The 22804-nt window shown below is 44.3% G+C and carries 18 protein-coding genes and 3 tRNA genes; 3 read left to right on the forward strand and 18 right to left on the reverse strand.

The features are described 5' to 3' along the window. Positions 1-10: 10 nt before the first annotated feature. The 17 genes from RH96_RS00215 to RH96_RS00300 all read right to left on the reverse strand — a co-directional run bounded on the left by RH96_RS00215 (position 11) and on the right by RH96_RS00300 (position 18047). Positions 11-865: a PilX N-terminal domain-containing pilus assembly protein gene (locus tag RH96_RS00215; RefSeq protein ID WP_010195814.1), complete on the reverse strand. Its 855-nt coding sequence runs from the start codon at positions 863-865 to the stop codon at positions 11-13. A gap of 22 nt (positions 866-887) precedes the next feature. Then, positions 888-1883, reverse strand: a complete 996-nt coding sequence (locus RH96_RS00220) for a PilW family protein (RefSeq protein WP_010195816.1) — start codon at positions 1881-1883, stop codon at positions 888-890. Next, entirely contained in the window at positions 1883-2449 is a 567-nt protein-coding gene (gene pilV / locus RH96_RS00225) for a type IV pilus modification protein PilV (protein WP_010195818.1), read from the reverse strand. The genes RH96_RS00220 and pilV overlap by 1 nt, the downstream gene beginning before the upstream one ends. Further along, positions 2449-2955, reverse strand: a complete 507-nt coding sequence (locus tag RH96_RS00230; RefSeq protein ID WP_010195819.1) for a Tfp pilus assembly protein FimT/FimU — start codon at positions 2953-2955, stop codon at positions 2449-2451. Before RH96_RS00230 ends, pilV begins: the two co-directional genes overlap by 1 nt. Positions 2956-3238: 283 nt before the next feature. Beyond that, positions 3239-4108, reverse strand: a complete 870-nt coding sequence (locus RH96_RS14885) for a ComF family protein (RefSeq protein ID WP_026037031.1) — start codon at positions 4106-4108, stop codon at positions 3239-3241. A gap of 27 nt (positions 4109-4135) precedes the next feature. After that, positions 4136-5572, reverse strand: a complete 1437-nt coding sequence (locus RH96_RS00240; RefSeq protein WP_010195826.1) for a phospholipase A — start codon at positions 5570-5572, stop codon at positions 4136-4138. A gap of 450 nt (positions 5573-6022) precedes the next feature. Then, complete coding sequence (locus RH96_RS00245; RefSeq protein ID WP_010195828.1) at positions 6023-8203, reverse strand: protein-disulfide reductase DsbD domain-containing protein; 2181 nt, start codon at positions 8201-8203, stop codon at positions 6023-6025. Positions 8204-8261: 58 nt separating this feature from the next. After that, complete coding sequence (locus RH96_RS00250) at positions 8262-8861, reverse strand: protein-disulfide reductase DsbD N-terminal domain-containing protein (RefSeq protein WP_010195830.1); 600 nt, start codon at positions 8859-8861, stop codon at positions 8262-8264. Between the two features lie 391 nt (positions 8862-9252). After that, positions 9253-9714, reverse strand: a complete 462-nt coding sequence (gspG, locus tag RH96_RS00255; protein WP_141629669.1) for a type II secretion system major pseudopilin GspG — start codon at positions 9712-9714, stop codon at positions 9253-9255. Positions 9715-10087: 373 nt separating this feature from the next. Next, the gene (gene gspF, locus RH96_RS00265; RefSeq protein WP_010195833.1) at positions 10088-11290 is read right to left on the reverse strand and encodes a type II secretion system inner membrane protein GspF; all 1203 of its coding nucleotides are present in this window, start codon (positions 11288-11290) and stop codon (positions 10088-10090) included. Between the two features lie 91 nt (positions 11291-11381). Continuing rightward, on the reverse strand, positions 11382-12446 hold the full coding sequence (locus RH96_RS00270; RefSeq protein ID WP_010195835.1) for a hypothetical protein: 1065 nt from the start codon (positions 12444-12446) through the stop codon (positions 11382-11384). A gap of 329 nt (positions 12447-12775) precedes the next feature. Further along, positions 12776-13711: a helix-turn-helix domain-containing protein gene (locus RH96_RS00275; RefSeq protein ID WP_010195837.1), complete on the reverse strand. Its 936-nt coding sequence runs from the start codon at positions 13709-13711 to the stop codon at positions 12776-12778. Positions 13712-14374: 663 nt separating this feature from the next. Next, positions 14375-14450, reverse strand: a tRNA-His gene (locus RH96_RS00280). 40 nt (positions 14451-14490) lie between these two features. Continuing rightward, positions 14491-14567: transfer RNA gene (locus tag RH96_RS00285), tRNA-Arg, on the reverse strand. Positions 14568-14676: 109 nt separating this feature from the next. Further along, a tRNA-Pro gene (locus RH96_RS00290) sits at positions 14677-14753 on the reverse strand. A 228-nt stretch (positions 14754-14981) separates the two neighbouring features. Next, positions 14982-16538, reverse strand: coding sequence for an McrC family protein (locus tag RH96_RS00295; RefSeq protein WP_010195839.1), 1557 nt, complete (start codon positions 16536-16538; stop codon positions 14982-14984). 27 nt (positions 16539-16565) lie between these two features. Further along, positions 16566-18047: an McrB family protein gene (locus RH96_RS00300; RefSeq protein ID WP_010195842.1), complete on the reverse strand. Its 1482-nt coding sequence runs from the start codon at positions 18045-18047 to the stop codon at positions 16566-16568. Positions 18048-18399: 352 nt separating this feature from the next. On the opposite strand from RH96_RS00300, the gene RH96_RS00305 reads away from it, so the two are divergent. Continuing rightward, positions 18400-19125, forward strand: a complete 726-nt coding sequence (locus tag RH96_RS00305; RefSeq protein ID WP_010195844.1) for a DUF4442 domain-containing protein — start codon at positions 18400-18402, stop codon at positions 19123-19125. 295 nt (positions 19126-19420) lie between these two features. Then, on the forward strand, positions 19421-19909 hold the full coding sequence (locus RH96_RS00310; protein ID WP_010195847.1) for a RidA family protein: 489 nt from the start codon (positions 19421-19423) through the stop codon (positions 19907-19909). A 121-nt stretch (positions 19910-20030) separates the two neighbouring features. Here the strand turns inward: RH96_RS00310 and gspE are convergent, their stop codons facing one another. Beyond that, a complete protein-coding gene (gspE, locus tag RH96_RS00315) occupies positions 20031-21569 on the reverse strand; it encodes a type II secretion system ATPase GspE (RefSeq protein WP_026037034.1) in 1539 nt (512 codons plus the stop codon). Between the two features lie 404 nt (positions 21570-21973). On the opposite strand from gspE, the gene RH96_RS00320 reads away from it, so the two are divergent. Next, a complete protein-coding gene (locus RH96_RS00320; protein ID WP_010195851.1) occupies positions 21974-22795 on the forward strand; it encodes a thiazole synthase in 822 nt (273 codons plus the stop codon). The last annotated feature ends 9 nt before the right edge of the window (positions 22796-22804 follow it).

Consider the following 22804-nt stretch of genomic DNA (forward strand, 5'->3'; position numbering starts at 1 on the left):
AATAAGCAAGTTAAGGCGTTGTAGCTAGTACACACAGCGGATTTAGTGTCCCTCTGCCAAACGGATAACATTTGGTCGAAGAAGAAAGGTTTTCGACATCCGCTTGCTCATATAGCGTTTTGCTAGGTGTGTTAGCCGCTAACAGACAGCCATTTAATGATTTTTTCCCTGCAGCTACGTTGGAGGAAATGCTGGTTTGCTCAAAACATTTATCAGAACCTGATTTTGGTTCACTATAAGCGGGGAGCGAAGAAGTCGGTCTGATATCAAACTGATACTTCTTACTGGTTCTATTCTCAATCTCTTTGCCAAGAACAACAGATTCAAACGGCTTTGCATTGGGACTAGGAGGCGTAACTGTAATACTCATCTGCGTCATGACGGCTTGTCTAGCACTAGTATAATCAGCTGCATCGGTATAATCACAAACACCACTATTCAATCCATCTACATACCCACCAGCAGGTGCTCTGACAGTGGCACTGTTTGTTAGATAACTTTGTGTCCGAGGATTAAAGCAATAAATAAACTCGTTAATTTTATTCTCTTCAAATAGTAAAAAGTGACCCAGTGCCCCTGTAGCACTCGTTACATCTCTGTATCCAGAAGAGTTTGCACTCCCATTTACCATCACTTCTAACTTTTGGTTGGCACTATCTGCTGACTGTAGTAATACAGTGTTGATTTGGTCGCTAGTCGCCATTTTAAGATCTGTCGTGCTTTGTCTAACTGCTATTGCACCTGCCAGCATAATAAGCACTAAAAATAACAAGACCACTATCAATGTCGCACCTCGCTCGGTGCTTCGATATACCATATTGATATCTTTCTGTGTCGAACTTGATAAATCGCGGTATCGAATCACTTTGAGTCTCCTTCCCAATATGCTATGGGCTAGTTAGATTTACGACACGGGCGTTACGCAATAACGTTGTGGTTTGATAGGTAGTCCGAACTTTCTTTATACTGCTAGTATCTGTCTTTAGCTTATTGTCTGCTGGTAATTGCCCTAATAAAGCAAATTCAGACTGTTCAGCACTTCCTATAACAGGTGTACTACCATGAACAATTAAACCAGCTTTAACAGCAGTTACTACTGGCTTATCAGTCGTTATAGCCAGATAAGCGCTACTCGGTAAATAAATCATTCTTCCTGCATTAGCACCAGTTGTGTACTGTATACCCAATAGCACTTTAAACTGATCGACATTGACAATAAACTCTTGCCCTGCTTGACCAAAATTACGTGAATCACTTGATGGAGTCACAATGACTATTCCACCAGCGGTATTAACGCGCCCTGCATCACATGCCAATACTAAGTCTTTGATAGCACCAGTACTGGTATCCCCGGTTGCCTTACGTAAGAAATAACGCTCAATAACAATGTCATTAACAGCCGCACCTGCACCTTCGCAATCTGTCATTGGAGAGCCTGTGATGTTGGTATATTGAATAGTCAACTGATCGCTATTGGTATTGGTATTGGATATACCTGACCAACCATTAGTACCAACAGTAGTATCTCCTGCGCGTCTCGTTAGATACCCCGTATTAGGATAAGGAGTAGGTGTAATCGGAATGCCAATATTAAGACCTGTTAAAACAATACCGCCATTCGGCGTAGTGCCATCAATTCTAGTGGTTGGGTTACCAAGATTGGCTAAGCGAATGCTTTTTTCTAATTGCTGTAACCCAAATACGCTTGCATCTTGTAACTCACTACCACTGGACTGAATACTACTTGTTTTTACATTTATTAAATATATTTGGATGACGGCTGCAGACACGATTAAACCGAGTACCAAAGAAATCATCAACTCTATTAGGGTGAAACCTACCTGACGATTATTCAGATCTATTTTTTGATGATTATATGACATCAGTACGCCTCCATAATAAAGCACTCTGCGCCATTCTTGTAACTGCCATTTGCATTGGCACAAGCATCAGATGCAGTATCATCTAATGTAACTTTCGTATCACCCCAGCTAGCCACAAAACACTGTAACTCTTGGTTGCCTGATGTGCCTGGACAGCCGTTGGGAACCATACCTATATTAATATCATTGGCGCTTGCATATGATTTTAATAATAATCCATCACGCGTTGCCAGTTGGTTGATCGTGCAGGTTTGCGCGGCGGTGGGTGCCGTAGTTGCATTTGTTATACAGTTGTCTTTTGTTATGCTTCCTCCATCGATATTAATAGCGTTTGAAGAGCTATTTATCGCTGCTCTGAAAGCAGCAATACCGCTAGGATTAGCACGCATAGCCTCTGCTCCACCTCGCATGATAGCTAAAGAGCGAGTACGCATAAGGCTTTCGTCGGTCGCTTTTATCGCTGACATTTGCATGGCGCTAAACCCTAACACAGCCACAGCTAGCAATAGTAATGCGACCATCACCTCTATTAATCCTACACCTGCCTGTGCGGCTTCAATCTTCATTAACAGCTCCCAGCAGTTATAGTATTAACATTAGCAATGCTAGTAAGATTTACTTGCTTAGGTATCTCACTACTAGAGCCACTATCGCAAATGGTATACAGTACCGTGGCGCCACCAACTATTTTTTTATTTGGTTGAAAAACAAGACTGGTTACAGTAGGTGGGGTAATAGTTTGGGTAATAGTGCTATTATCACTAATATTGTAACTAGATATATCAGTATTATTGGCGCGCAATTTAATCGTTTTAGGTGTACTGGTGTCAGTATATACAACCGTTACATTCTGACGACGGACAATACTCTCAACCTTAGCTTCCTTTAACGCATTAGCGATAGTAGCCGTTGTCGACTTCACGCGCTGATTGGCCAACTGGGTACTGATGCTAGGTGCCGCAATACCGATAATAATAGCAAGCACAGCTATCGTTACCATCAGCTCAATCAGGGTAAATCCTGAGCTGGTCATTCGTAATGGATACAGTAGATTTTTCGCAGATGCGTTCACATCAAATCCTATTTATGGCTGTATGCAGCCCTAGTTTCTTAATGGTGCTGAGCACCTAGTTTTTATGGTGGTGAAGCCTGTGTCGCTTATCTAATATCTTTAATGATTTATACGATTACCTTGCAATTTCTATTCCATTTTTGTTCATAAATAGCATTGTAGTAACGGCTATAAAGCAATGCATAGAGAAACAACAAATATAGATAAAGTATATTCATAATATAGCGGTAAGGTAACACATTAGCAACACAATAGTAGATATCAATAGATTAGCAGCAATTTATCACTGACTACCATGGGCTAAAGCATAAGCAATAAGAGGATGTTTATGAGAGATTGAAGAATTATTGATGGGGGTAATGCCAGACAAGCAATGTAATGTACGCCCTAACGCTTGCAAACTGGCACCGGTGGTGGCGACATCATCGAATAATATCAAACGTTTACTGGGTGGTTTTTCAATTAATGCAAAAGCGTTGTCTAAATTACTCAAGCGTTCAGCACGCGTCAGTCCTTGCTGACTGATAGTGTCATCTATACGCTGCACCCCATGCCATAGCGGTATTTGCCAATGCTTGGATAAGTGCACTGATAAAATACTAACGGGATCAAAGCCACGTTTGATCAGGCGTTGAGCGGTGGTCGGCATGGCGATGATAATACTGTTGTCGTGATGACACCCGTGCGGGCGTGGGAGTTGACGCAAAGCGTGTAGCAATAATGGCAGCTTGGTCATATCTTCGTGATGCTTAAACGCACGAATCGCTTGGCGCACCGGATAATCGTAATAGGTCGCTGCTTGGATAGATAGGGCACTGCCAGCAGCCATGTCTACCTGAAATGGTTTAGGTAACCAGCTTATGCTGTGATGACAATGCGGACAAAGCAGACCGCTATTTAAACGCTTATCAAAAAAATAGCGCAGATTGGCGACAACCGAATGATTGTTAGGCAAAGAACCAGATATGGAATTAACGGTATTTGATGAGTACTGTGACTCTACTATTTGGGATTCTTTTGGCGGAGATTGTATCAGCTGGTCTTGTATAAGCTGAGATTGTGACACGCTTTGGTGAACACGGCATAACTGGCAGCGTATACTCAGATACTCTGCCAGCCATAGTCCCGTTTGATAAGGCGCTAAGTGGTACATGCTTTATGGTCAGGATGATTATTGATACTAAAAACCCTTCCAGTCATTAAGCACGATACCAAAGCCAATAGAAGTGTTTTCATGATTATAATCGATGATAGACTCGCCATAGCCTTGGAACAACTGCACCATACCATTGACGTTTTCTGACAACGGATAGATATAATCGATTTGTGCAGCGCCCTTGTTCGTGCTTGGATTATAACGCAGGGTACCACTAAGGCTCTGTTGATCAGGCAAATCATACAAGAACTTGATATCGCCATAACCCATATAGTCTTCGATATCCGGATTGTCATCATCGCTGCTATTATCGCTGTTCACGCGAGCCCATAGACGCGGTATGACTGAAAGCTTACCCCACTCCGCTCCGGCCATCAAATAAGCACGATTCCATGAACGTGATAACGGATCGTCTTGTCCATTAGAATGGTGAACAGCACCGACACCTAACATACGTAGACGGCCACCAAAAGGTAGGTCAGCTGCTACTGGTTGGGTCAAAAATATTTCAGGCTGATAATCAGTCGCGCGGAATGGGCGCGAATTATCTTCGTTATAAACCTGCCAATGCGACTCTTGGGTATAACCAAACCACAAATCTGCACTGGTATCGAATAAATCTTGAGCCACTTTAGTCTTTAAAGACAACTGAAACTTCAGCTCAGTCTCACGTATGTCATTTGCAGAGAAAGACTCTGTTTCTTGAGACGGTGTCCCTGGATTTAAATTGGGATCAGACGTATAAAATAGCGGTAACACGTAGGTTGGTCGATAAGGTCTGACCGTCCAAGTACCACGCTCGCTGTTCTTATCAAGGTCATAAGACAAACTAAGCGGCGTATACTTTTCGATATCGCCTTGCGTGACGCCCACGTTTTCTAAGACTTCTGCTTCTCTTTGCGTCAGTCCAACGGTATCTAGGCTCTCAGTAGAATCTGACTGATTGACCAGTAAACCTGTATCGGTATTATTGGCCTGCACAATACTCGTGGTATTCTCTTCAGCAAAGACGACTTGCGGGTTACCTGAAATGGTCGATTTGAAGGTTTTTGCCAAATCTAGCGGTTGTTTGGTGCTCGTGTAGCTTGGCGTTTCGCCTTGCTCAGCCACCTTATCAAAGCAGGCCAGACGGGCAGAACTGGTCTGTACTTGCGTACATTCAAAAAACAACTTCGCCTGCTTGGCGACAAAGTCATTACTCGACAGCTTACTACGATCAATAGGCGTATTAGGGTTTTTTAGACGTTCGTAAACCACTTGTGGAGAGTTGTCATTGTCATATTCAAGCATAGCTTCTGCAACAGGTATCTCATTATAAACCTGACCGTCATTCGCCGCTTGTGCTTGCAAAGCCGTACAGCTTAAAGCGATACCCATAGCGATGCTCAGCTGAGTCTTTGACCCAAACCCTAAAGCCATAAGGCTTCGAATCTGATGCTGGGGTGTAAGAGGAGCAAACATAAGTGTCCTTTGTCATGATTGGCATTGAAGCCAGTAGATTGTCTAATGCAGGTAGCATCAATAATAGCTAAGCTAAAGTTGGTCGTCAGTGATATAGATATGTGATTGGAAATTATTGGGGCGTGTCGCTCATAACCAGTTTTGGTAGCCATCGGCCATAGCATTGCTGCTTGAACATTGTTGCGTTATTGTAATAAAATTACTGCCATTATACTAGCGTTATCAAGACTTAATCTAGCATAGACTCAATTAATAATGACTTAACAGCCATAATGACAAATCCTTCTCTTAAATAGTAAATGCGGTCATTGTTAAGAGATAAGACGCTGAGCATATATTGAGAAATCGGTATAAAAAAACCAGCGTCTCCCTCAGCTTATTCGGCTGAGGGAGACGCTGGCTCATCGATGGATTTTTTAGTTAAATTGATCGTTCTTTAGAGCATCACATTTACTGTGTCTTATTCAATTCCGTCAATGTTTTCTCAAACTCTTGACGACCAATTTCACCGACTTGCTTATTCACCAATTGACCGTCTTGATAATACAATAGCGTCGGTGGACCAAACAATTGGTAACGTGCCAAGATAGCTTTTGAAGCATCTGTGGTTTCCGTGATATCTAAGCGCACCAATTGCCAATCCTGCATCTGCATAGGACGATTGTGGAATAGGTTTTTGTCCATAATACGGCACTCAATACACCATTCGGCAGTGACATCGACAATCACTTTAGGATTAGCCGCGGTAATCACATCCAGCTCCGCAAGTGTGGTAATGCGCACATCATTAGCATTGCTACTGGCATTATTCACGCCAGTCGTTTGCGCCATCATAGGGGAAGTTAGTGAGGCCAGTGGATGTAGACTATCATCGTTACCCAACGCTGCACCGATAACCAGTGTCGTCGCCCAAATACCTGCAATCAACCCCAATGCTTGGGTCAGCATACGACCCTTGCCTATCCAGCTCCATGCCCATGTTGCCACGACCATAAACCATAGCGCCCAGACCAATAGCATGACTGGTGAGATAAAGACGCGCTCAATCATTAACAATGCCACGGCAAATAACAATAAAGAAAAGCCCAGCTTGACCCAATTCATCCACTCGCCAGCTTTTGGCATGATTTTGCCTTGCGTTGCCCCAATTAGGATCAGCGGTGCGGACAACCCAAAGCCCAGCATAAATAATGCGGCAAACCCTAATAGCGGACTACCGATGGTCGAGACGGCCAGTAATGCCCCGAACAATGGTGCAGAGACACAAGGCGATACCACTAAGGCTGATAAGAAACCAGCAACCAAGCTACCACCCGTACTGCCCAACTTGCTATCACCAGCTTGACTTAAACCTTGCATTTTACTGGTAATGGCACGCGGTAAACGAATCGTAAAGACACCGAGCATATAGAGTGCTAGCAAAACGAATACAATGGCAAAGCTGATTAAGATAATGGGGTTTTGTAGCCAACCGATGATACCTAATGACTCGCCAAAGACAGCGATCACTGCGCCCAAAAGACCGTAGGCAATAGAGACTCCTATCGCATAACTGGTCGTTAGAATCACGCCTTTTTTGACTGTCGGATTTTTCTGACGGGCAACGATATTAGCAACGATGGGCAACATTGGCAGCACGCAAGGCGTCAATGCCAAGCCCAAACCTGCTAAGAATAGCAAGCCAAATGCTAGCCAAGGATGGCTCGCCAAACCAAAAGGATCGTTGTCGATAAAGTTATTAGATAATACGTTGTCGCTGTTGGTCGCCTCACCCGATACGTTGCTATCTGCTCCAGAGAGCGTATTCGCCGCAGCACTACCACCCAAAGAGTCATACTCTACAGCGCTATCATCAATTAGATCATAATCAATAGCACCCTCGTCTGTCAGTGCTTGCTCTTTATCAGGCAAAGCATTGTCAAGATCAGTTGCAGCAGTATCTTCTGATGTCGTGTTAGAGTTTATAGTTGAATTGGTTGTACTCGCAGGACTGTTGTTTGCGGTAGAGCCATTAGACGCAGCCTCTTTGTTCGCAGCACTAGCATTATCTGCCGTTATTTGTGCCGATGTGACTACGATATCGACAGTCGTATTAATCTTTTCAGGTGGGTAGCATAGTCCAGCTTTCGCACAGCCCTGCCAGCCGACGATAATAGCGGCGTTATCTATATTCTTGCCACTATTATTCGTCAATGTGGTGGTAGCGATCATGTTTGCTTGATCAAACACCAACACTTTGCCAAAAGTTGGATCATCCATTGAATAGGGTGTTTGGCTAAAGGTGAACGGCGCGGCCGTCACACCCGCAGGTAGCGTGAGCTTAATTTGCTTCTTGTAGACGTAATGCTCAGGAGTGATATCAAAATTAATTGATAAACGCGTACCAGATTTGGTAGGTGTACTATCCGTACTGACTTGAAACGCCTGATCTACTGGCAAAAATTTCGACTGCCCAGCACTTTTATCGCTACTAAAGAGGTCGCTAAGCCCTGCCGCTTGCACCGTCATCGAGGTCGCTGTCAGACCGGTAAGTATTGAACCACTAGCGATAGCAAGCGCTAAGACATATGATTTTCTTTGACGAGTGGTGGCGCTGAATGATGAGGATTTTCGTAATGTCTTGATGGACATGAATGGCTACCTATTATTACCGATACTTGAATCAACCTGCTTGCTATTTGTTTGCGTGTTATCTGCGTGTCGCAGCAATGTTTATCTTCGTTTTAACTTTTTCTGGCGGATAGCATAACCCTGCTGTTGCACACCCTTGCCAACCGATAATAACGGGCACATTCTTAGCGCCTTTGCCATTGCTGGTAATCAGAGTCGTGGTTGCGATCACGCTCCTTTGCGTAAATACAGGTACCTTACCAAAAGTTGGATCATCGATTGAGACAGGTGACTGATTAAACGTAAACGGCGTGGCGCTCACTCCCTTAGGAAAACGTAAAGTGAGCTTGTCTTTATAGACATAATGACCCGGAGTAATCTCAAAAGCGATCGATAAACGCGTGCCTTTAGAGGTGGCTTTGGTGCTGCTGATAACTTGAAAGGCTTGATCAACTGGCAAAAACTTCGACTGCGAGGCACTGTTATTATTACTAAACAAGTCACTCAATCCTGCTGCTTGTACCGTCATGGAAGTCGCTGTCAGTCCAGTCAGTAACGTACTACCCAACAAAACGAAAGACAACAAGTAAGGTTTTTTGGCAGTAGCTTTGCTTGTTAGTACTTTGCTTGTTAGTACTTTGCTTGTTAGTATTTTGGAGAATGGCGTATTAATTGGCATGGTTGTCTACCTTTGATTGCTGCTTTCAATGTTTAGAAGTTGGCTAGGTTAGCACTCAAAACCCAGCGCTACGATTAGCGCTGAACCTATCGACTTATAGTGGAATTGCTTTAAAAAAATACAGCGCGACTGGGATGAATTTTTCGTAGCCTCTGTGATAGCAGCAAGCAAGCGAAATTTATACCAGTCGCACATAACTATTAACGTATCGATTCTATTTTAAGTTGACTATATATCGAAATAACGTTGGATTTTTTTGACCAATGCATAAAAAATATCAACCAATAATGCCTTATTGATTGATATACATCGATCATTAACCGTGAGGTCGTAGATCCTGTTTTTTAAAACCGCTACCAGTTATTTTTTATTGGCAGTGCCGCTAAATGGTTTATAACTTGGCATAAATATCAGCATCTTGACCTTCACCGCCCTGCTGACCATCTGCCCCTAACGAGAATAAATCATAAGGGCGACCTTCATTACCCGGTGCCACATATTGCATCTCACTCTCCCAACCATCGGTTGGATAGCCACCTTTGATATAGCCACCATCAGGATAGTTTTTGGCATCCGCAGGCGGTGTCGTCAGAGCATCAAGACCTTGCGCAGTGGTCGGATAGCGTGAGTTGTCCACCTTATACATATCAAGGGCATTCGATACGGTCGCTAGTGCGGTTTCAGTGGTTTTGACACGCGCTTTATCGCTTTGCCCAACCACTTTTGGCACTACTAAACCAGCAAGAATCGCCAAAATCACGATGACGACCATAATCTCAATAAGGGTAAATCCTGACTGGTAATGCGCTTTTGCTGGACGGCGCTGCACCGATAATGGCGTTTGCTCATCCATGGTATCCGAAGGAGCTTGGTTTATCTCACGTTGCGGCACCGTCTTTCCTTGAAGGTTGTCAATCATAGTCATCGCTTTTATCATCGCTTTTGGGATCAGAGTAATTTAAATCGTAAAATGGCAGTCAAGTTGTATTGATTAGTCTTGAGACGATTATCACTATAAACCATGGTTTTATTTTTATCCAGCGCTGCGCTCATATTGTCATCATAGCCAGTATTCAGTAACGGCTGACATTGATGAGTATAATGTTGACCCGCTTTCACTATAGCGTGGTGCTTGAGTTTGCCATAGCAAAAATGTGGCTCAGTCAACAATATACAACAGTAAGCAAATCTTAAGAAAGCTGGCGCAAGGTTTAGAAAGATATTAGCTAGCCTGCCAAATCATTCATATTCACAATCGGTAGCATCACTGCCATCACAATGATCATGACCACCACACCCATCAACACTAACATCAAAGGCTCAAGTAGTGATAGTAAAGTACTGATAAAGTTGGTGGCTTCCGCTTCTTGCATATTGGCCGCGCGGCTGAGCATGTTTTCAAGCTCGCCTGAGTTCTCGCCACTTTTGATCATCTGCACCATCATCGGCGGAAAGTATGAGGATTTTTCTAGCTGACTGGATAAGCTTGAGCCTTCTGTCACCCTATCGGCAGCAGTGATAATGGTTTTTTGAATATGCAAGTTGGTCGCAACGGCAGCACCAATGTGTAGTGCCTCAATCAGCGGTACACCTGAGCGCACCAATATCGCAAGGGTGCTGGCAAAGCGTGCCGCATTCAGACCTTTTGATAGCCGCGCCAATATCGGCAGTCTCAGCACGACACTATCTATCGTCAGCTTACCTGCTTGTGTCTGGGCAAAGCGATAGAACAAAAACGCCGTTCCTGACAATACTAGTAGCATCAGCCACCACCACTGGGTAATGATGTTCGATAGGCTAAGCACGATTTGGGTAATCAAAGGTAGTGCTTGCTCAGACTGCTCAAAAACCTTGACGATTTTGGGCACCACGAAGCTCATTAGACCCATGATTACCCCGACTGCCATTACCATGAGCACAATCGGATAAACCATCGCGCCTTGGATTTTCTTTTGCAGCGCAAAACGGTTTTCGGTGTAGTCTGCTAGCTGATTCAGGATCAAATCCAAATGACCGGACTTTTCCCCAGCAGCAATGGTAGCGATATATAACGGTGGAAAACTGGCCGCTTGCTGCAACGCACGGGCGAGGCTCAAGCCCTCTAAAACATGCGAACGCACGGCAAGCATTAAGGATTTGATATGGGTTTTTGGCGATTGCTTGGCGACGGCGGCCAGCGTTTCTTCAAGCGGAATACCAGCCGCGAGTAATACTGATAATTGACGGGTGAGGAGCGCCAACTCATAAGCCGATGGTTTTTTATAACGGCTTTTATGTTGATTTTGTCTGTCATTGACCGCACTGACCTCAACGGGTGTCCACTGCTTATCGCGCAGCTGCTGGCGTACTTGTCGCGCAGAATCCCCTTCAAGTAAGCCTTTTTGGACACCGCCGTGGTCGTCGAGCGCTTTATAATGATAAGCGGGCATAGCAGCGGATATCCTAAAGTAGTCAAAAAAGGGTTGGATTAGTGCGTAAATATCAGTGCTTAAATAACGGCTGGCTTAGATAAAAAACCACTTAAAACAGGGGCGTTGAGTCGTTATTATCAGGCATCAAGCCTTGTAATAATAAAACATCCAGATGCTGCTGTTGCAATTTTTTATCAAAATCATTCACTTCAGCGATCAACATTCTCTCAATGCGTTTGTCACTGGCAAAAACACTAAGCCGCGCACAGATGACTGCCAGCTGATAGATACGTTTTTTACAATAACTGTCTAAACCTTGTAGCAACCGCACCATATGCGGGGTTTCAAGGCTGGCATACTCATAATCGGCAACGACCTGCGGACCAAGCGACGTCACGCTATAGCTAACAGATAAATGGGCGCAAAAATAACAACTGAATAAATAGCCGACGACATGACCGATGTAATAGCCACGGTCATAGGTAAAACTACTGACGCCAAAGTGACTGAGTACATAACTATTGAGGCTGGCTTGCTCTAAGATAGGCTTGCCGTGTTTAAGCTTGCCAACCGTCGCGAAACGCAATGGATTGTGACCATCCTGCATGGTTAGCTGCCAGCCCGCTGGCTGCTGTGCGGGCATATGACGCACGATATCTGCGATAATATCATCAACCACATGCAGCTGCTGCCAAAGCCTTTCAAGCGCATCAGTATCCATTAGACCGCGCTTATCAAGCTGCTGGGCGAGTAGATACTGTTGATATTCGGCGAACTGTGCTTTTAGCGTTTGCACCAAATAAGTGGGTCGCGTGGCGGCAGAAGCCATATAAAGTAGACGCGTACGTTCGTGCTGGGCACGATACAGCGCCACACGCTGCTCGGCAATATTGGTTTCGTTGACAGCAGTTCTGTTAGTCTCTGAGTTTTCGATACCTGTGCTGTCAATCCTTGCGCTTTCACTCCCTACATTTTCAGAAGTGGGCAAGGTAAATAATGCCAACAACGCTGCTTTATCAGGCAAAATCGCTACCTTATTTTTTAGCTTATCTTCTGACAGAGGCTGATTGTGTCCGATATCATTTTTATCGATACTGCTGCTATTTTTGGCAAGCGTAGAAGCGCCTTTTTGGTCATACGATTTTGCAGTTGGTTTTGCGGTCGGTTCAGTCATAACACACCATCAGCTTCAAAAATAAACATCGCTTGAGTCACCAGATATCACTGCCAGACAGCAAAATATAAAGCGCTAAAAACAAGTGGTCGCACCTAAGCGACTCATCACTCCATAGTACCTGAACCTAAACGCATTGTCAGCTTTACAACAGCAAAAGACTCTTAATCAAATGACGCCATTTAGGTTTCGTTATCGAGTGAGAATATTCAGTATTCAAGCATATATAAAACAAAAAAAGCGTTAAGGTCGAATATTCAACCTTAACGCTTTACGAGGGTGTTTTTGCGATGGTGTTTTTGCGAGGAGATTAAAGACGCTGTCAGACACTAAGCCAGCAGCTGTCTTTGGTACTGCTGGCGATAGGCTTTTGGCGACACCCCGTAGACGCGCTTAAAGGCTTGGCTAAAGGTCGAGTCCGACGCATAACCGACCAGCTCACTGATACGGCTGATACTGTTTTGCTGCAAACGTAAATAACGGGCGGCCAAACGCAAGCGATAATCGATTAAGTAGGTCAGTGGCGGCATACCGACAGTATCTTTAAAGCGCTGAGCAAAGCTGGAGCGTGACATGCCAGCGACCTCAGCAAGCGTCAGAATCGTCCAATTTTGGCTGGGTGCATTATGCATCACGGCTAGTGCTTTGGTTAAAAACGGATCTTTCATCGCCTTTAACCAATTGTCTGTTGCCTCAGGTATGCTTTCGATATAAACGCGCAAACACTCAATCATCATAATACTTGCCCAATGATTGATCACTGCCGTTTTGCCCATGCGCTCATGCTGAGACTCTAGGGTTAAAAGTTTAATCTCTACATCAATGACCTCAAACCGCCCATCGGTGTCATTATTGATCTCAGGCAATATCGATGGCAACACCGACAATAAAGGATTAACCATCTCTTTGTCGTATTTGCACTCAATCAGTATCAACGACGACTTCTCATCGCCGTCACTTATCATATCAAGCGTATTGTCTTTGCAATTAGTGAGCAGCTCATCCAACGGCTTTGCAGCATCCCCATGATGACTCAGCGCATAACTGACATGTTGATAAGCATTGGGAACCATGATGATGTCGCCAGCATGTGCTTCTCGTAAGCCATTGCCCACATCGATACAAAAGCTACCTGACATCACCAAATAAAATAGAATGGTGTCTTTTCTGGTCAGTGAATACGACCAATTACCAGAACCATTTAAACGATAATATTTTGTTTCAAACAAATGCACATTTTGTAGCAATACACTCAGTGCGTCCATCAATGACTTCCTCAATAATCTATGGCAGTTGATCTTAACCCTGCAAAATAAACCACCTAAGAGATATTACACAAGAGAAATCACTTATCGTGGACTGCGCTTAAAGTTATACGTACGCTACACACATATCGAACCCGAATTTGTAGAAAGACCGTCCTTTATTGCCTCTGTAGAAATATTTAATATTAGCAATATTAATAAGGCTCAGTACTCTAAATTAGCCAGCCTCACCCATACCATCAAATCATTATTCTAAATTTTTAATCAATAGTTTATATTTACTTAATAATGAGCAGTTTACCCTAAAATAAGTAGGGATATATGACTAAATAAAAGCCAAGCCCTATCAAAATTAAGCCCTGTCAAAATTAAGCCTTTAAAATTAAGCCTTGTCAAAACTAAGCTTTGTCAAAATCAACTGTGCTCATAAAATATTGGTGACAAAATACTGATGAGAAAATTAGCGACTAATAAATCCGCTGGTCATTTAAAAACCAACACGGCATGAGTGAAAAGTAAGGGGCGATACGCGATCGTCTAACCAGAAGAAAATGGTCAGAGAGTTGAAAAGATCAAGAAACAAAAAATGCAGACGAAAAAAAATGCCAACGAGGGCAATCAGTATGTATAAATAAGACAAGTAGAAAATAGTACTAAATAAAATGGGGCGACTGATGGGACTCGAACCCACGACAACCGAGATCACAACCCGGGGCTCTACCAACTGAGCTACAACCGCCATAACTATTTGCCAAGGAAGGCAAGATTTGCAGGCTAAATGGTGCGCCTGGCAGGATTCGAACCTGCGGCCACCTCCTTAGAAGGGAGATGCTCTATCCAGCTGAGCTACAGGCGCTCTTAAAGGACTTTTACAAATTTTGATCTGCTTATAATATTAAAAACTTATAACATCAAAAACAATATCATTATACATAAAAAAAAGCCTGTAAGGCTCTTAAAATAGATGGTCGGAGTGATAGGATTCGAACCTACGACCCTCTGGTCCCAAACCAGATGCGCTACCAAACTGCGCCACACTCCGAAATTCTCTATTATCACGATAGTTAAGTTGATTAATTCGTTATCGGCAATGCCGCTAACTGCTTAATGTTCCTCGCTATCGAGGTGCACATATTAAGGGGAAAAGACGATGCTGTCAACACCTATTTTCAATTAATTTATAAATTAACCAAATTTTATTGAAATTGTTTTGAATAGCCGTTTTTCGTTGCGAGTCATGGTTAGTGAAACACAGCAATGATAGCCTCTATCATTCTTGCAGGAGCTTACCGTTCAACGTGCCACTCAAGACATCAAAAGGCACAAGCCACAGCTTTGCCACGTTTGAGGGATTGCTATCCCTATCGCTGCTTCCTTGAACTTGTTGTCTGAGTGCTACCGGTTGCCTGATGTTACCTTGCACCGGATAGACCAACCACACCTGCCCTGCTTGATACGCTTGCGCATAACTGGTCAACTGATAGGCATCACTGGCACTGATCGCCCCTGAATGGCTCAGATGCTTCCATTTTATGTCGATAACATGGCTGTAGTTACGCGTTTTTTTTGCGCTAGCCGTGCCATGGCTATTTTTATAGGGATTTTCCACATAATTTTTATCATGATAAACATCATCGTGATCTGGTGTCTGATAAATAAGTAAATCCGGACGAATAGATAAGCATGCCTGCCCTTCTGCATCATTTAGCCACACGCTTTGTGCTTGATGCAGTGCTTTATAATTTAAATTTAATTGCTCAAACATCGACGCGATACGTAGGCTTGCCCATTGCTCAAAAGCTTGATTCATATCAATCAATAGACACAAACGTGGTCGTGATGAAGATTGATGAGAGGATAAGTTGGTATCAAGACCGCTGCCTGTCTCTATATTTGACTGCTGCAATAGCCAATAAGCCAAATCTAGCAATTGCTGGGCGGCGTTTGCTTGTAGCTGACTCAGGGGTTGCAGCGCTAGTTGGCGCTTTGCTTGCTGATATACCGACTCTAGTTGCTGCCGCTCATGGTAATTAAGCACATGCACTGATTGCCAGAGCTGTATGGATTTTGGTGGCATGGCTGTTTGTAGGAGTGGTGCCAGCCATACCAATGCACTCTTGATCACGCGATTGCTCAGCATGTCTTGACTCAACACACTGCGCTCACAGACGAACTTATGCGGTTGTACGCTATTGCGGCGCAGTTGCTCTTTGATCAACAGCCGACCTTGTAGCGTTGCTTGGTTATCCACCTGAGCCTGATAATGCTGGGTCGGTTGATAATGCGCCAAACGCTGTAAAAACTGGTGTGCGAGCCAATCCGACAACGATGGCGCGCTTAGCGGCAGCGGCGTCACCTGCGCGTTAAATTGACCTAAGTTTTTTGTATTGGGCAGTTTACTATGGTATTGGTTACTGGTATTAATCAAATCGGACAGCATATTTTGTACCCATTGACGGGCTTGTCTGATATCGCTAGCGCTATTTTGATGAGATTTAAAAGACTGCTGCTGTGGCGTGCGACTGGTAGACGCTGAGGCAATCATCTTGGGCAAAATCTCAAGCGTCATACCGCTGGGCAATAACACTATGCCAATATAATGACCGACCTTTAGCTGCCATTGTCCCTGCTTGCGTTTGATAGTAAATACGGCAAACTCTTGCGCCATCAACCACTGAAAATCAGACGCTTGCAAAAAATCATGAACCGTCAAACGCTGATGCTCAAATACCGTCATGATATTGGTATCAAGCGCCTTCATAGTAGTGCTATTAACATTATTGACGCTACCATTCGTAGTGGCGTATGCGACGCTATTGATGAACACTTGGTAACCTTATTAATATAAACGCTATTAATATAAACGCTGGTAGACAGCTAGATTGGTAAACTCGCCTGTCCTTGCGAGAAAATCTTCATTAATCTTGTAGCTACCAGTATGCATCGACTGTCCTAAAAAGGCATTGTGGCCGCTAAATAACTGACTTGGTGTCATAGTATTCGTCTGGTCATTTATTTCGTCATCCAAATGCTGACTAATTGCCGCTTGACTATCTTGTATAAACTGCGCCTTCATCGGCTGCTGCTCATCTCTGAACACGTACTGCAAGATAGCGACTTGCCCGCCCGCCGCTTGTGCCAACTGTGGAATGATTTGTTCAATCAATGCGGTCTGTAGCTGCGCCAAACTCTGTACACCAAACAGAAATGCATGACCCAATTGTGCCTCAATCCCCAACGTTTGGCTAATGCGATTGTTTAGACCTGTCAGCAATTTGGTCAAATCTATGGATGCTGCTGACTGAGTGCTTTCTAAACTTTGATTGGCGTTGCCAAAAGCGGTGATAATCGACAACAGTTCTGGCTTTGGCGGACAGTGAATAAAGCGAAAGCGCCGCCGCAAAGCCATGTCTAATGCCGCTAAAGAATGGTCTTGGGTATTCATCGTGGCGTAGATATCGACATTGGCTGGCACACTAAAAGCGCGCCCAGAGTAGGCCAAATTAACACTCATAGCGTTTGCCGTGCCAGCTCGCTTATCTGCTTCAATTAGGCTGAGTAGCTCACCAAATACCCGTGAGACGTTGGCACGGTTAATCTCATCGATCAGCATGGCATAGCGCCGTTTAGGGTCACGCGCTGCACGCTGACAGAGCTTGAGGAACGCGCCATCTTGAATGGCATAGCTCATCTGTGCTTGGTTATTGACCGTCTGATGAGGACTCGTCTGACCAGATGCCTCCATAACGGGGCGAATACCTTCAACAAATTCTTCATAACCATAGGCCTGATGAAAACTGACCATACTAAAACGCTGGTCACTAAAAGCATGGTGTTGGCTTGCGGTATTATCATGCTGCGCCTGCTGAAACTCCGCTAATTTCTGTGATAAATCCTTTAGTAATGGCATGCTCTCAGGGAGCAAATACCATGCCCCGCTATTGTCTTTATCAAAGTAGGCTTGGCTAGCACGGTTCTTGTACGTAACCGTTTTTGAGCTGGTGGGACTGTGCATTTGCAGCACTGACCATGCCGTGTTACTTAAGTTTTTCTTGCGCGCATTCTGTGCGGCTTTGGCGACAAAAAATTCATGACTGACGATTTCAGGTACTTTTACGAGGTCTTGTTTTTCAGAGTGAAAATCTAAAAACACCAAACATACCACATCACGCCAGCTTAGCGTTTGTAATAACTGTGCCAGCAAATCAGCCGCGTTTGCTCTCGGCAAGTAGTCGGTATATTGCTGAGCAATTTGGAGCAACTGGTAGGTTTTACCAGTACCAGCGACGCCAGTATAAATAATATTGGTCGGCTCATGAATCTCTCTCTCAGGCATAACGTCATCCAGCATCCAAAATGGGTATCAAAAAAATAATAAAATTGTGCTAAAATACCACTATTACAGCATGGTTATTTTTACAGCTAGCAGCTTAATCTAACAGATAGCTTCGTCTAAAAGTATTTCACAAGCTCTCATCACTCCTAATTATCCCTGATTACCCTTAATTATATGGCTACGTTACTGGCATTTTATAAGCGCGGTAGTTCATGCTAATAATAGTAGTGACACTTAGGTTAAGGTAATATGGTCGCAATAGCGGTGACGATAACCTCTACCTCACTTGCCACTATCATGAAAATTTATCATGCTAAAATCTCATCTAACTGACCTAAATAAGGAATTTTGTATGTCAGGATTATTAAAAAGACTCCCTAGTAAGCTGACCAATAAATTGCCAGCCAACAACACTGACAGCACAAGATCGCCAGTCGAAAAACCCAATAGCACTCTTAAGCCCGTAAACAATCAATTCACCAAACTCTTATCGGTGACTAAATATTTACCCGCTGGCGCGCGCTCTACTATTTTATCCAAAGCTTTTGGCAAAGTGGTGCCGTATGTGGGCACGACGGGCGTCTATTATGAAACAGTCGACCCCAATCAAGTCGTGGTCAGCTTGAATAATAACAAAGCCGTGCAAAACCATATTGGCTCTATCCACGCTGTTGCCATCACTTTACTGGCTGAGACCGCAACGGGCTTTATTTTGGGCTTGAATCTACCTTCTGACCGTGTATTACTGATTAAATCTTATTCGATTAATTTTTATCGCCCGATTAAAAAAGGTCAAGTGGCCGCAGTGGCGACCTTGTCTGATGAGCAACGCTTGGACATTTTAAACACGCCAAAAGGCGAGATGGTTATTCCTTGCGTGATCCATGACCGCGAGTCTGACAGTGATCGCGACCCTATCGTCGTTGAAATGCTATGGGCTTGGGTGCCGAAATCAGAGTTAGAAGCACGTCGCCAAGGACAAAACAATAAGTCCAAAACTGAGACTGAGCAATCTAGTGACTCTGTTACTGCTTCCACAACAGACGACACTACAATCGAAAGTGATGATAATGCTTAAAGCAAGCGAGAGCCTAATCGTGACTGCACTATTTGGCTATTTTCTGCTTTACCTATAGTAGACCTCTTGCAAAAGTACCGTTTCCTTGACCTCCGATAACGGAGTATCAAGGGCTAGCAATGACTTATGCAAGAGATCTAGTATCTATAGTGTACGTTTGATTCATAAGCTTATACCATTCACAAAAATAAGCGTAGCCAGAAAGACGAGTGAACGTACTACTTATTGTAGACTAAACGAGTTTGACGCAGCTAATCGTACTTTTTGAGTTTGGTATTATAATAAGGAGACAACGATGTCCACACATAACTATAAGTTTACTACCAACCTATCCAAGGCGCTTTTAGTAGCTGCGTGCTCATTAGGATTTGCCGTTAGTGCCAATGCCGCGCCCACAACTAATAGCGCAAGCATGACTAAATCTAGCCCTGTCTTTTTGGGTGATGGTGGCAACTATCCGTTTTCAGAAGCGGTACGTGTCGGCAACACTTTATACATGTCTGGACAAATCGGTTTTAAAGATGGCAAATTGGTCAAAGGCGGGATCAAAGCGGAAGCAAAACAAGCTTTAGACAACATCCATGCCACGCTACTAAAATACGGCTACCAAAAGTCTGACATCGTCAAATGTATGGCGATGCTGACGGATATGGACGACTTTGATGATTTTAATAAAGTCTATAAAGCTGAATTGGCTAAGCCCTACCCTGTACGCTCCGCGTTCGGTGTCGCAGAGTTGGCCGCTGGTGCTAGCGTTGAAGTCGAGTGCATCGCTGCAAAATAGTAACGCTATTAAAAATAAGCCAAACTGGCTTTTTTCATGACGCGATTATTGAGTCAATTCACCTAACTTTTGACTCAATAACCGTTCTGCTTTATACAGTCACTCTTTATACAATCACGCTTTATACAATCATATCATCAGTGAGTGCGCTTTCTTTGGTCACTCGCAACACTTCTTCTAACGTTGTCCTGCCTGCAATGACTTTACGCAACCCATCAGCACGTATCGATGGTGTCTGCTGGCGTGCGTATTCTTCTAGCTCGTACTCCGCCGTATTACTATGAATCATCCGTCGCAAGGTGTCGTCAACGGGAACGACCTCATATATCGCGGTACGACCTTTAAAACCCGATTGATTACATTTATCGCAGCCCACTGGTTTGGGTAAATTGATGACCTCAGCTGCCAAACCTTCAACACCCAACGGTATGCCAATTTCTGTAAACAATTTTGCCTGTTCGCTATCAGCAGGCTGCCACGTGTGACAATGCGTACACAGCGTACGTACCAAACGCTGGGCGACCACACCGATGAGCGATGAGGATAATAAAAATGGCTCTACACCCATATCTTGCAAGCGTGTCACCGCACCGATGGCAGTATTGGTGTGCAAGGTTGATAATACCAAATGCCCTGTTAACGACGCTTGTACTGCGATTTCAGCGGTCTCTAAATCGCGAATCTCACCAACCATCACCACATCGGGATCTTGACGCAACATCGCGCGCAGACTCTTGGCAAAGGTCATATCAACTTTATTATTGACTTGTGTCTGCCCAATACCATCGAGCTGAAATTCAATCGGATCTTCTGCGGTCAAGATATTACGGGTTTGATCGTTGAGGTCAGTTAAGGCTGAGTATAGCGTGGTGGTTTTACCCGAACCTGTCGGCCCTGTGACCAAAATAATGCCATGGGGACGATGAATTAAGCGTTTGAGCTCGCTATAATCATTATCAGAGAGCCCCAAATAGGTCATGTTAAGGCGACCCGCTTGTTTATCGAGCAGACGCATCACGACCCGCTCACCAAAGCTCGATGGCAAGGTCGATACCCGCACATCTACTTCTCGTCCTGCTAAACGCAAACTGATACGCCCATCTTGTGGTACGCGCTTCTCAGCGATATCGAGCTTTGCCATGACCTTAATACGCGAGACCAATAGCGGTGCCAACTGGCGTTTTGGGGTGATGATTTCTTTTAACTCGCCATCGACGCGAAAGCGCACAACCAGACGTTTTTCAAAGGTTTCGATATGAATATCTGAGGCGTTGAGGCGAATCGCTTCGGACAGCAACGCATTGATCAGCCGAATAATAGGCGCATCGTCTTGCTGATCCATCAAGTCTTCAGTTTCAGGTACGCTATCCGCTAAACTATCGAGGTCAGGATGATCTTCAAGCCCAGCAGCGATATGCTGTGATTCGCCCGTATTGCCTGCATAAGCGGCATTCATGCGTCTTTCAAAGTCATCGGCGCTGACGCTTTCGTAAGTCGGCACACCACGTATGCCCTGCTGCTGTAAAAAACGCACCGCCTCATTAATCGCTGACAACGGCGTGGCTTTGGTCAGCACTAAAGTCGGTGGCAGCTCAGGATCAATAGCAAGAATGACCAAGAGTTGATGGCGTTTGGCAAAACTGTACGGCAGTTGCATCATATAGTCGACCTGATAAATAGACATAACGTCAGAAATAAAAGCCTTTTCATGCTTCACAAAGGCATTGTGCACCTAATTGACTAAAGCAAAAAAGACTGCAAGTAAGCGCGCATGAGTTTGTTATAATAGCATTTTGTTTTGAGCGAGTAGCATTTTATGTGGCTGGCTTATTTGCTAACCGTTTTATACTCAATAAGACTACCATGTGATTTCTTATTTTGCTGACAATGCGTTACTATTAGTTAGTAATTAGCCAGTTAGTAATTAGCCAGTCAGTAATTACTAACTACGAGTTAACGGCTATTAATTAATAACTAGTGATTAACACTCGCTTCTTAACGGCTTACATTGTTAACGCTATTTTTTTGTCCAACCCTGCACCCTCGCTATTAGGATTCTCAGTTATGTCACAGGCTTCCACTGCTACCATCCCTATGCCACTTTCCCAAGACACCTTCACTGTCGGTAGTCGTACATTTTCGTCGCGACTGTTGGTCGGTACAGGCAAATATAAAGATATGACTGAGACAGGGGCTGCCATTGGTGCCTCAGAAGCAGAAATTGTCACCGTCGCCATTCGCCGCACCAACATCGGTCAGAATAGTGACGAGCCCAACTTGCTTGATGTGATCTCCCCTGATAAATACACCATTTTGCCCAACACTGCGGGCTGTTTTGACGCTGAAACCGCGATTCGTACTTGCAAGCTTGCTCGCGAATTATTGGGTGGACACAATCTGGTTAAGCTGGAAGTGTTGGGTGATGAAAAAACCCTTTATCCTAATATCATGGAAACCTTAAAAGCCGCAAGAGTGCTAATTGATGACGGCTTTGAAGTCATGGTTTATACCTCGGACGATCCAATTGTCGCGCAAGAGCTTGAAAGCATGGGCTGCGTGGCGATCATGCCGCTTGGTAGTTTGATTGGCTCGGGTCTTGGTTTGCTCAATCGCCACACCCTTAGTCTCATTATCGAAAATGCAAAAGTGCCCGTGTTGGTTGATGCGGGTGTCGGCACGGCTTCTGACGCAGCGATTGCTATGGAGCTTGGCTGCGATGGCGTGTTGATGAACTCAGCGATTGCCAATGCTCAAAACCCAGTGATGATGGCTCATGCGATGAAGCACGCTGTGTGGGCAGGACGTCAGGCTTTCTTAGCTGGTCGTATGCCGATGCGCAAAATGGCCACTGCCAGCTCACCGCAAACAGGCTATTTTTTCCAGTAGCTGTCGGCT

Origin of the sequence: Psychrobacter sp. PAMC 21119 (genome assembly GCF_000247495.1) — a bacterium.
GTDB classification, from domain to species: domain Bacteria; phylum Pseudomonadota; class Gammaproteobacteria; order Pseudomonadales; family Moraxellaceae; genus Psychrobacter; species Psychrobacter glaciei.

Excerpts from the sequence above, each read along its gene's own strand:
- RH96_RS00220 (WP_010195816.1), bottom strand. The coding sequence starts at position 1,883 with ATGTCATATAATCATCAAAAAATAGATCTGAATAATCGTCAGGTAGGT.
- pilV (WP_010195818.1), bottom strand. The coding sequence starts at position 2,449 with ATGAAGATTGAAGCCGCACAGGCAGGTGTAGGATTAATAGAGGTGATG.
- RH96_RS14885 (WP_026037031.1), bottom strand. The coding sequence starts at position 4,108 with ATGTACCACTTAGCGCCTTATCAAACGGGACTATGGCTGGCAGAGTAT.
- RH96_RS00240 (WP_010195826.1), bottom strand. The coding sequence starts at position 5,572 with ATGTTTGCTCCTCTTACACCCCAGCATCAGATTCGAAGCCTTATGGCT.
- RH96_RS00245 (WP_010195828.1), bottom strand. The coding sequence starts at position 8,203 with ATGTCCATCAAGACATTACGAAAATCCTCATCATTCAGCGCCACCACT.
- RH96_RS00250 (WP_010195830.1), bottom strand. The coding sequence starts at position 8,861 with ATGCCAATTAATACGCCATTCTCCAAAATACTAACAAGCAAAGTACTA.
- gspG (WP_141629669.1), bottom strand. The coding sequence starts at position 9,714 with ATGGATGAGCAAACGCCATTATCGGTGCAGCGCCGTCCAGCAAAAGCG.
- gspF (WP_010195833.1), bottom strand. The coding sequence starts at position 11,290 with ATGCCCGCTTATCATTATAAAGCGCTCGACGACCACGGCGGTGTCCAA.
- RH96_RS00270 (WP_010195835.1), bottom strand. The coding sequence starts at position 12,446 with ATGACTGAACCGACCGCAAAACCAACTGCAAAATCGTATGACCAAAAA.
- RH96_RS00275 (WP_010195837.1), bottom strand. The coding sequence starts at position 13,711 with ATGGACGCACTGAGTGTATTGCTACAAAATGTGCATTTGTTTGAAACA.
- RH96_RS00300 (WP_010195842.1), bottom strand. The coding sequence starts at position 18,047 with ATGCCTGAGAGAGAGATTCATGAGCCGACCAATATTATTTATACTGGC.
- RH96_RS00305 (WP_010195844.1), top strand. The coding sequence starts at position 18,400 with ATGTCAGGATTATTAAAAAGACTCCCTAGTAAGCTGACCAATAAATTG.
- RH96_RS00310 (WP_010195847.1), top strand. The coding sequence starts at position 19,421 with ATGTCCACACATAACTATAAGTTTACTACCAACCTATCCAAGGCGCTT.
- gspE (WP_026037034.1), bottom strand. The coding sequence starts at position 21,569 with ATGATGCAACTGCCGTACAGTTTTGCCAAACGCCATCAACTCTTGGTC.
- RH96_RS00320 (WP_010195851.1), top strand. The coding sequence starts at position 21,974 with ATGTCACAGGCTTCCACTGCTACCATCCCTATGCCACTTTCCCAAGAC.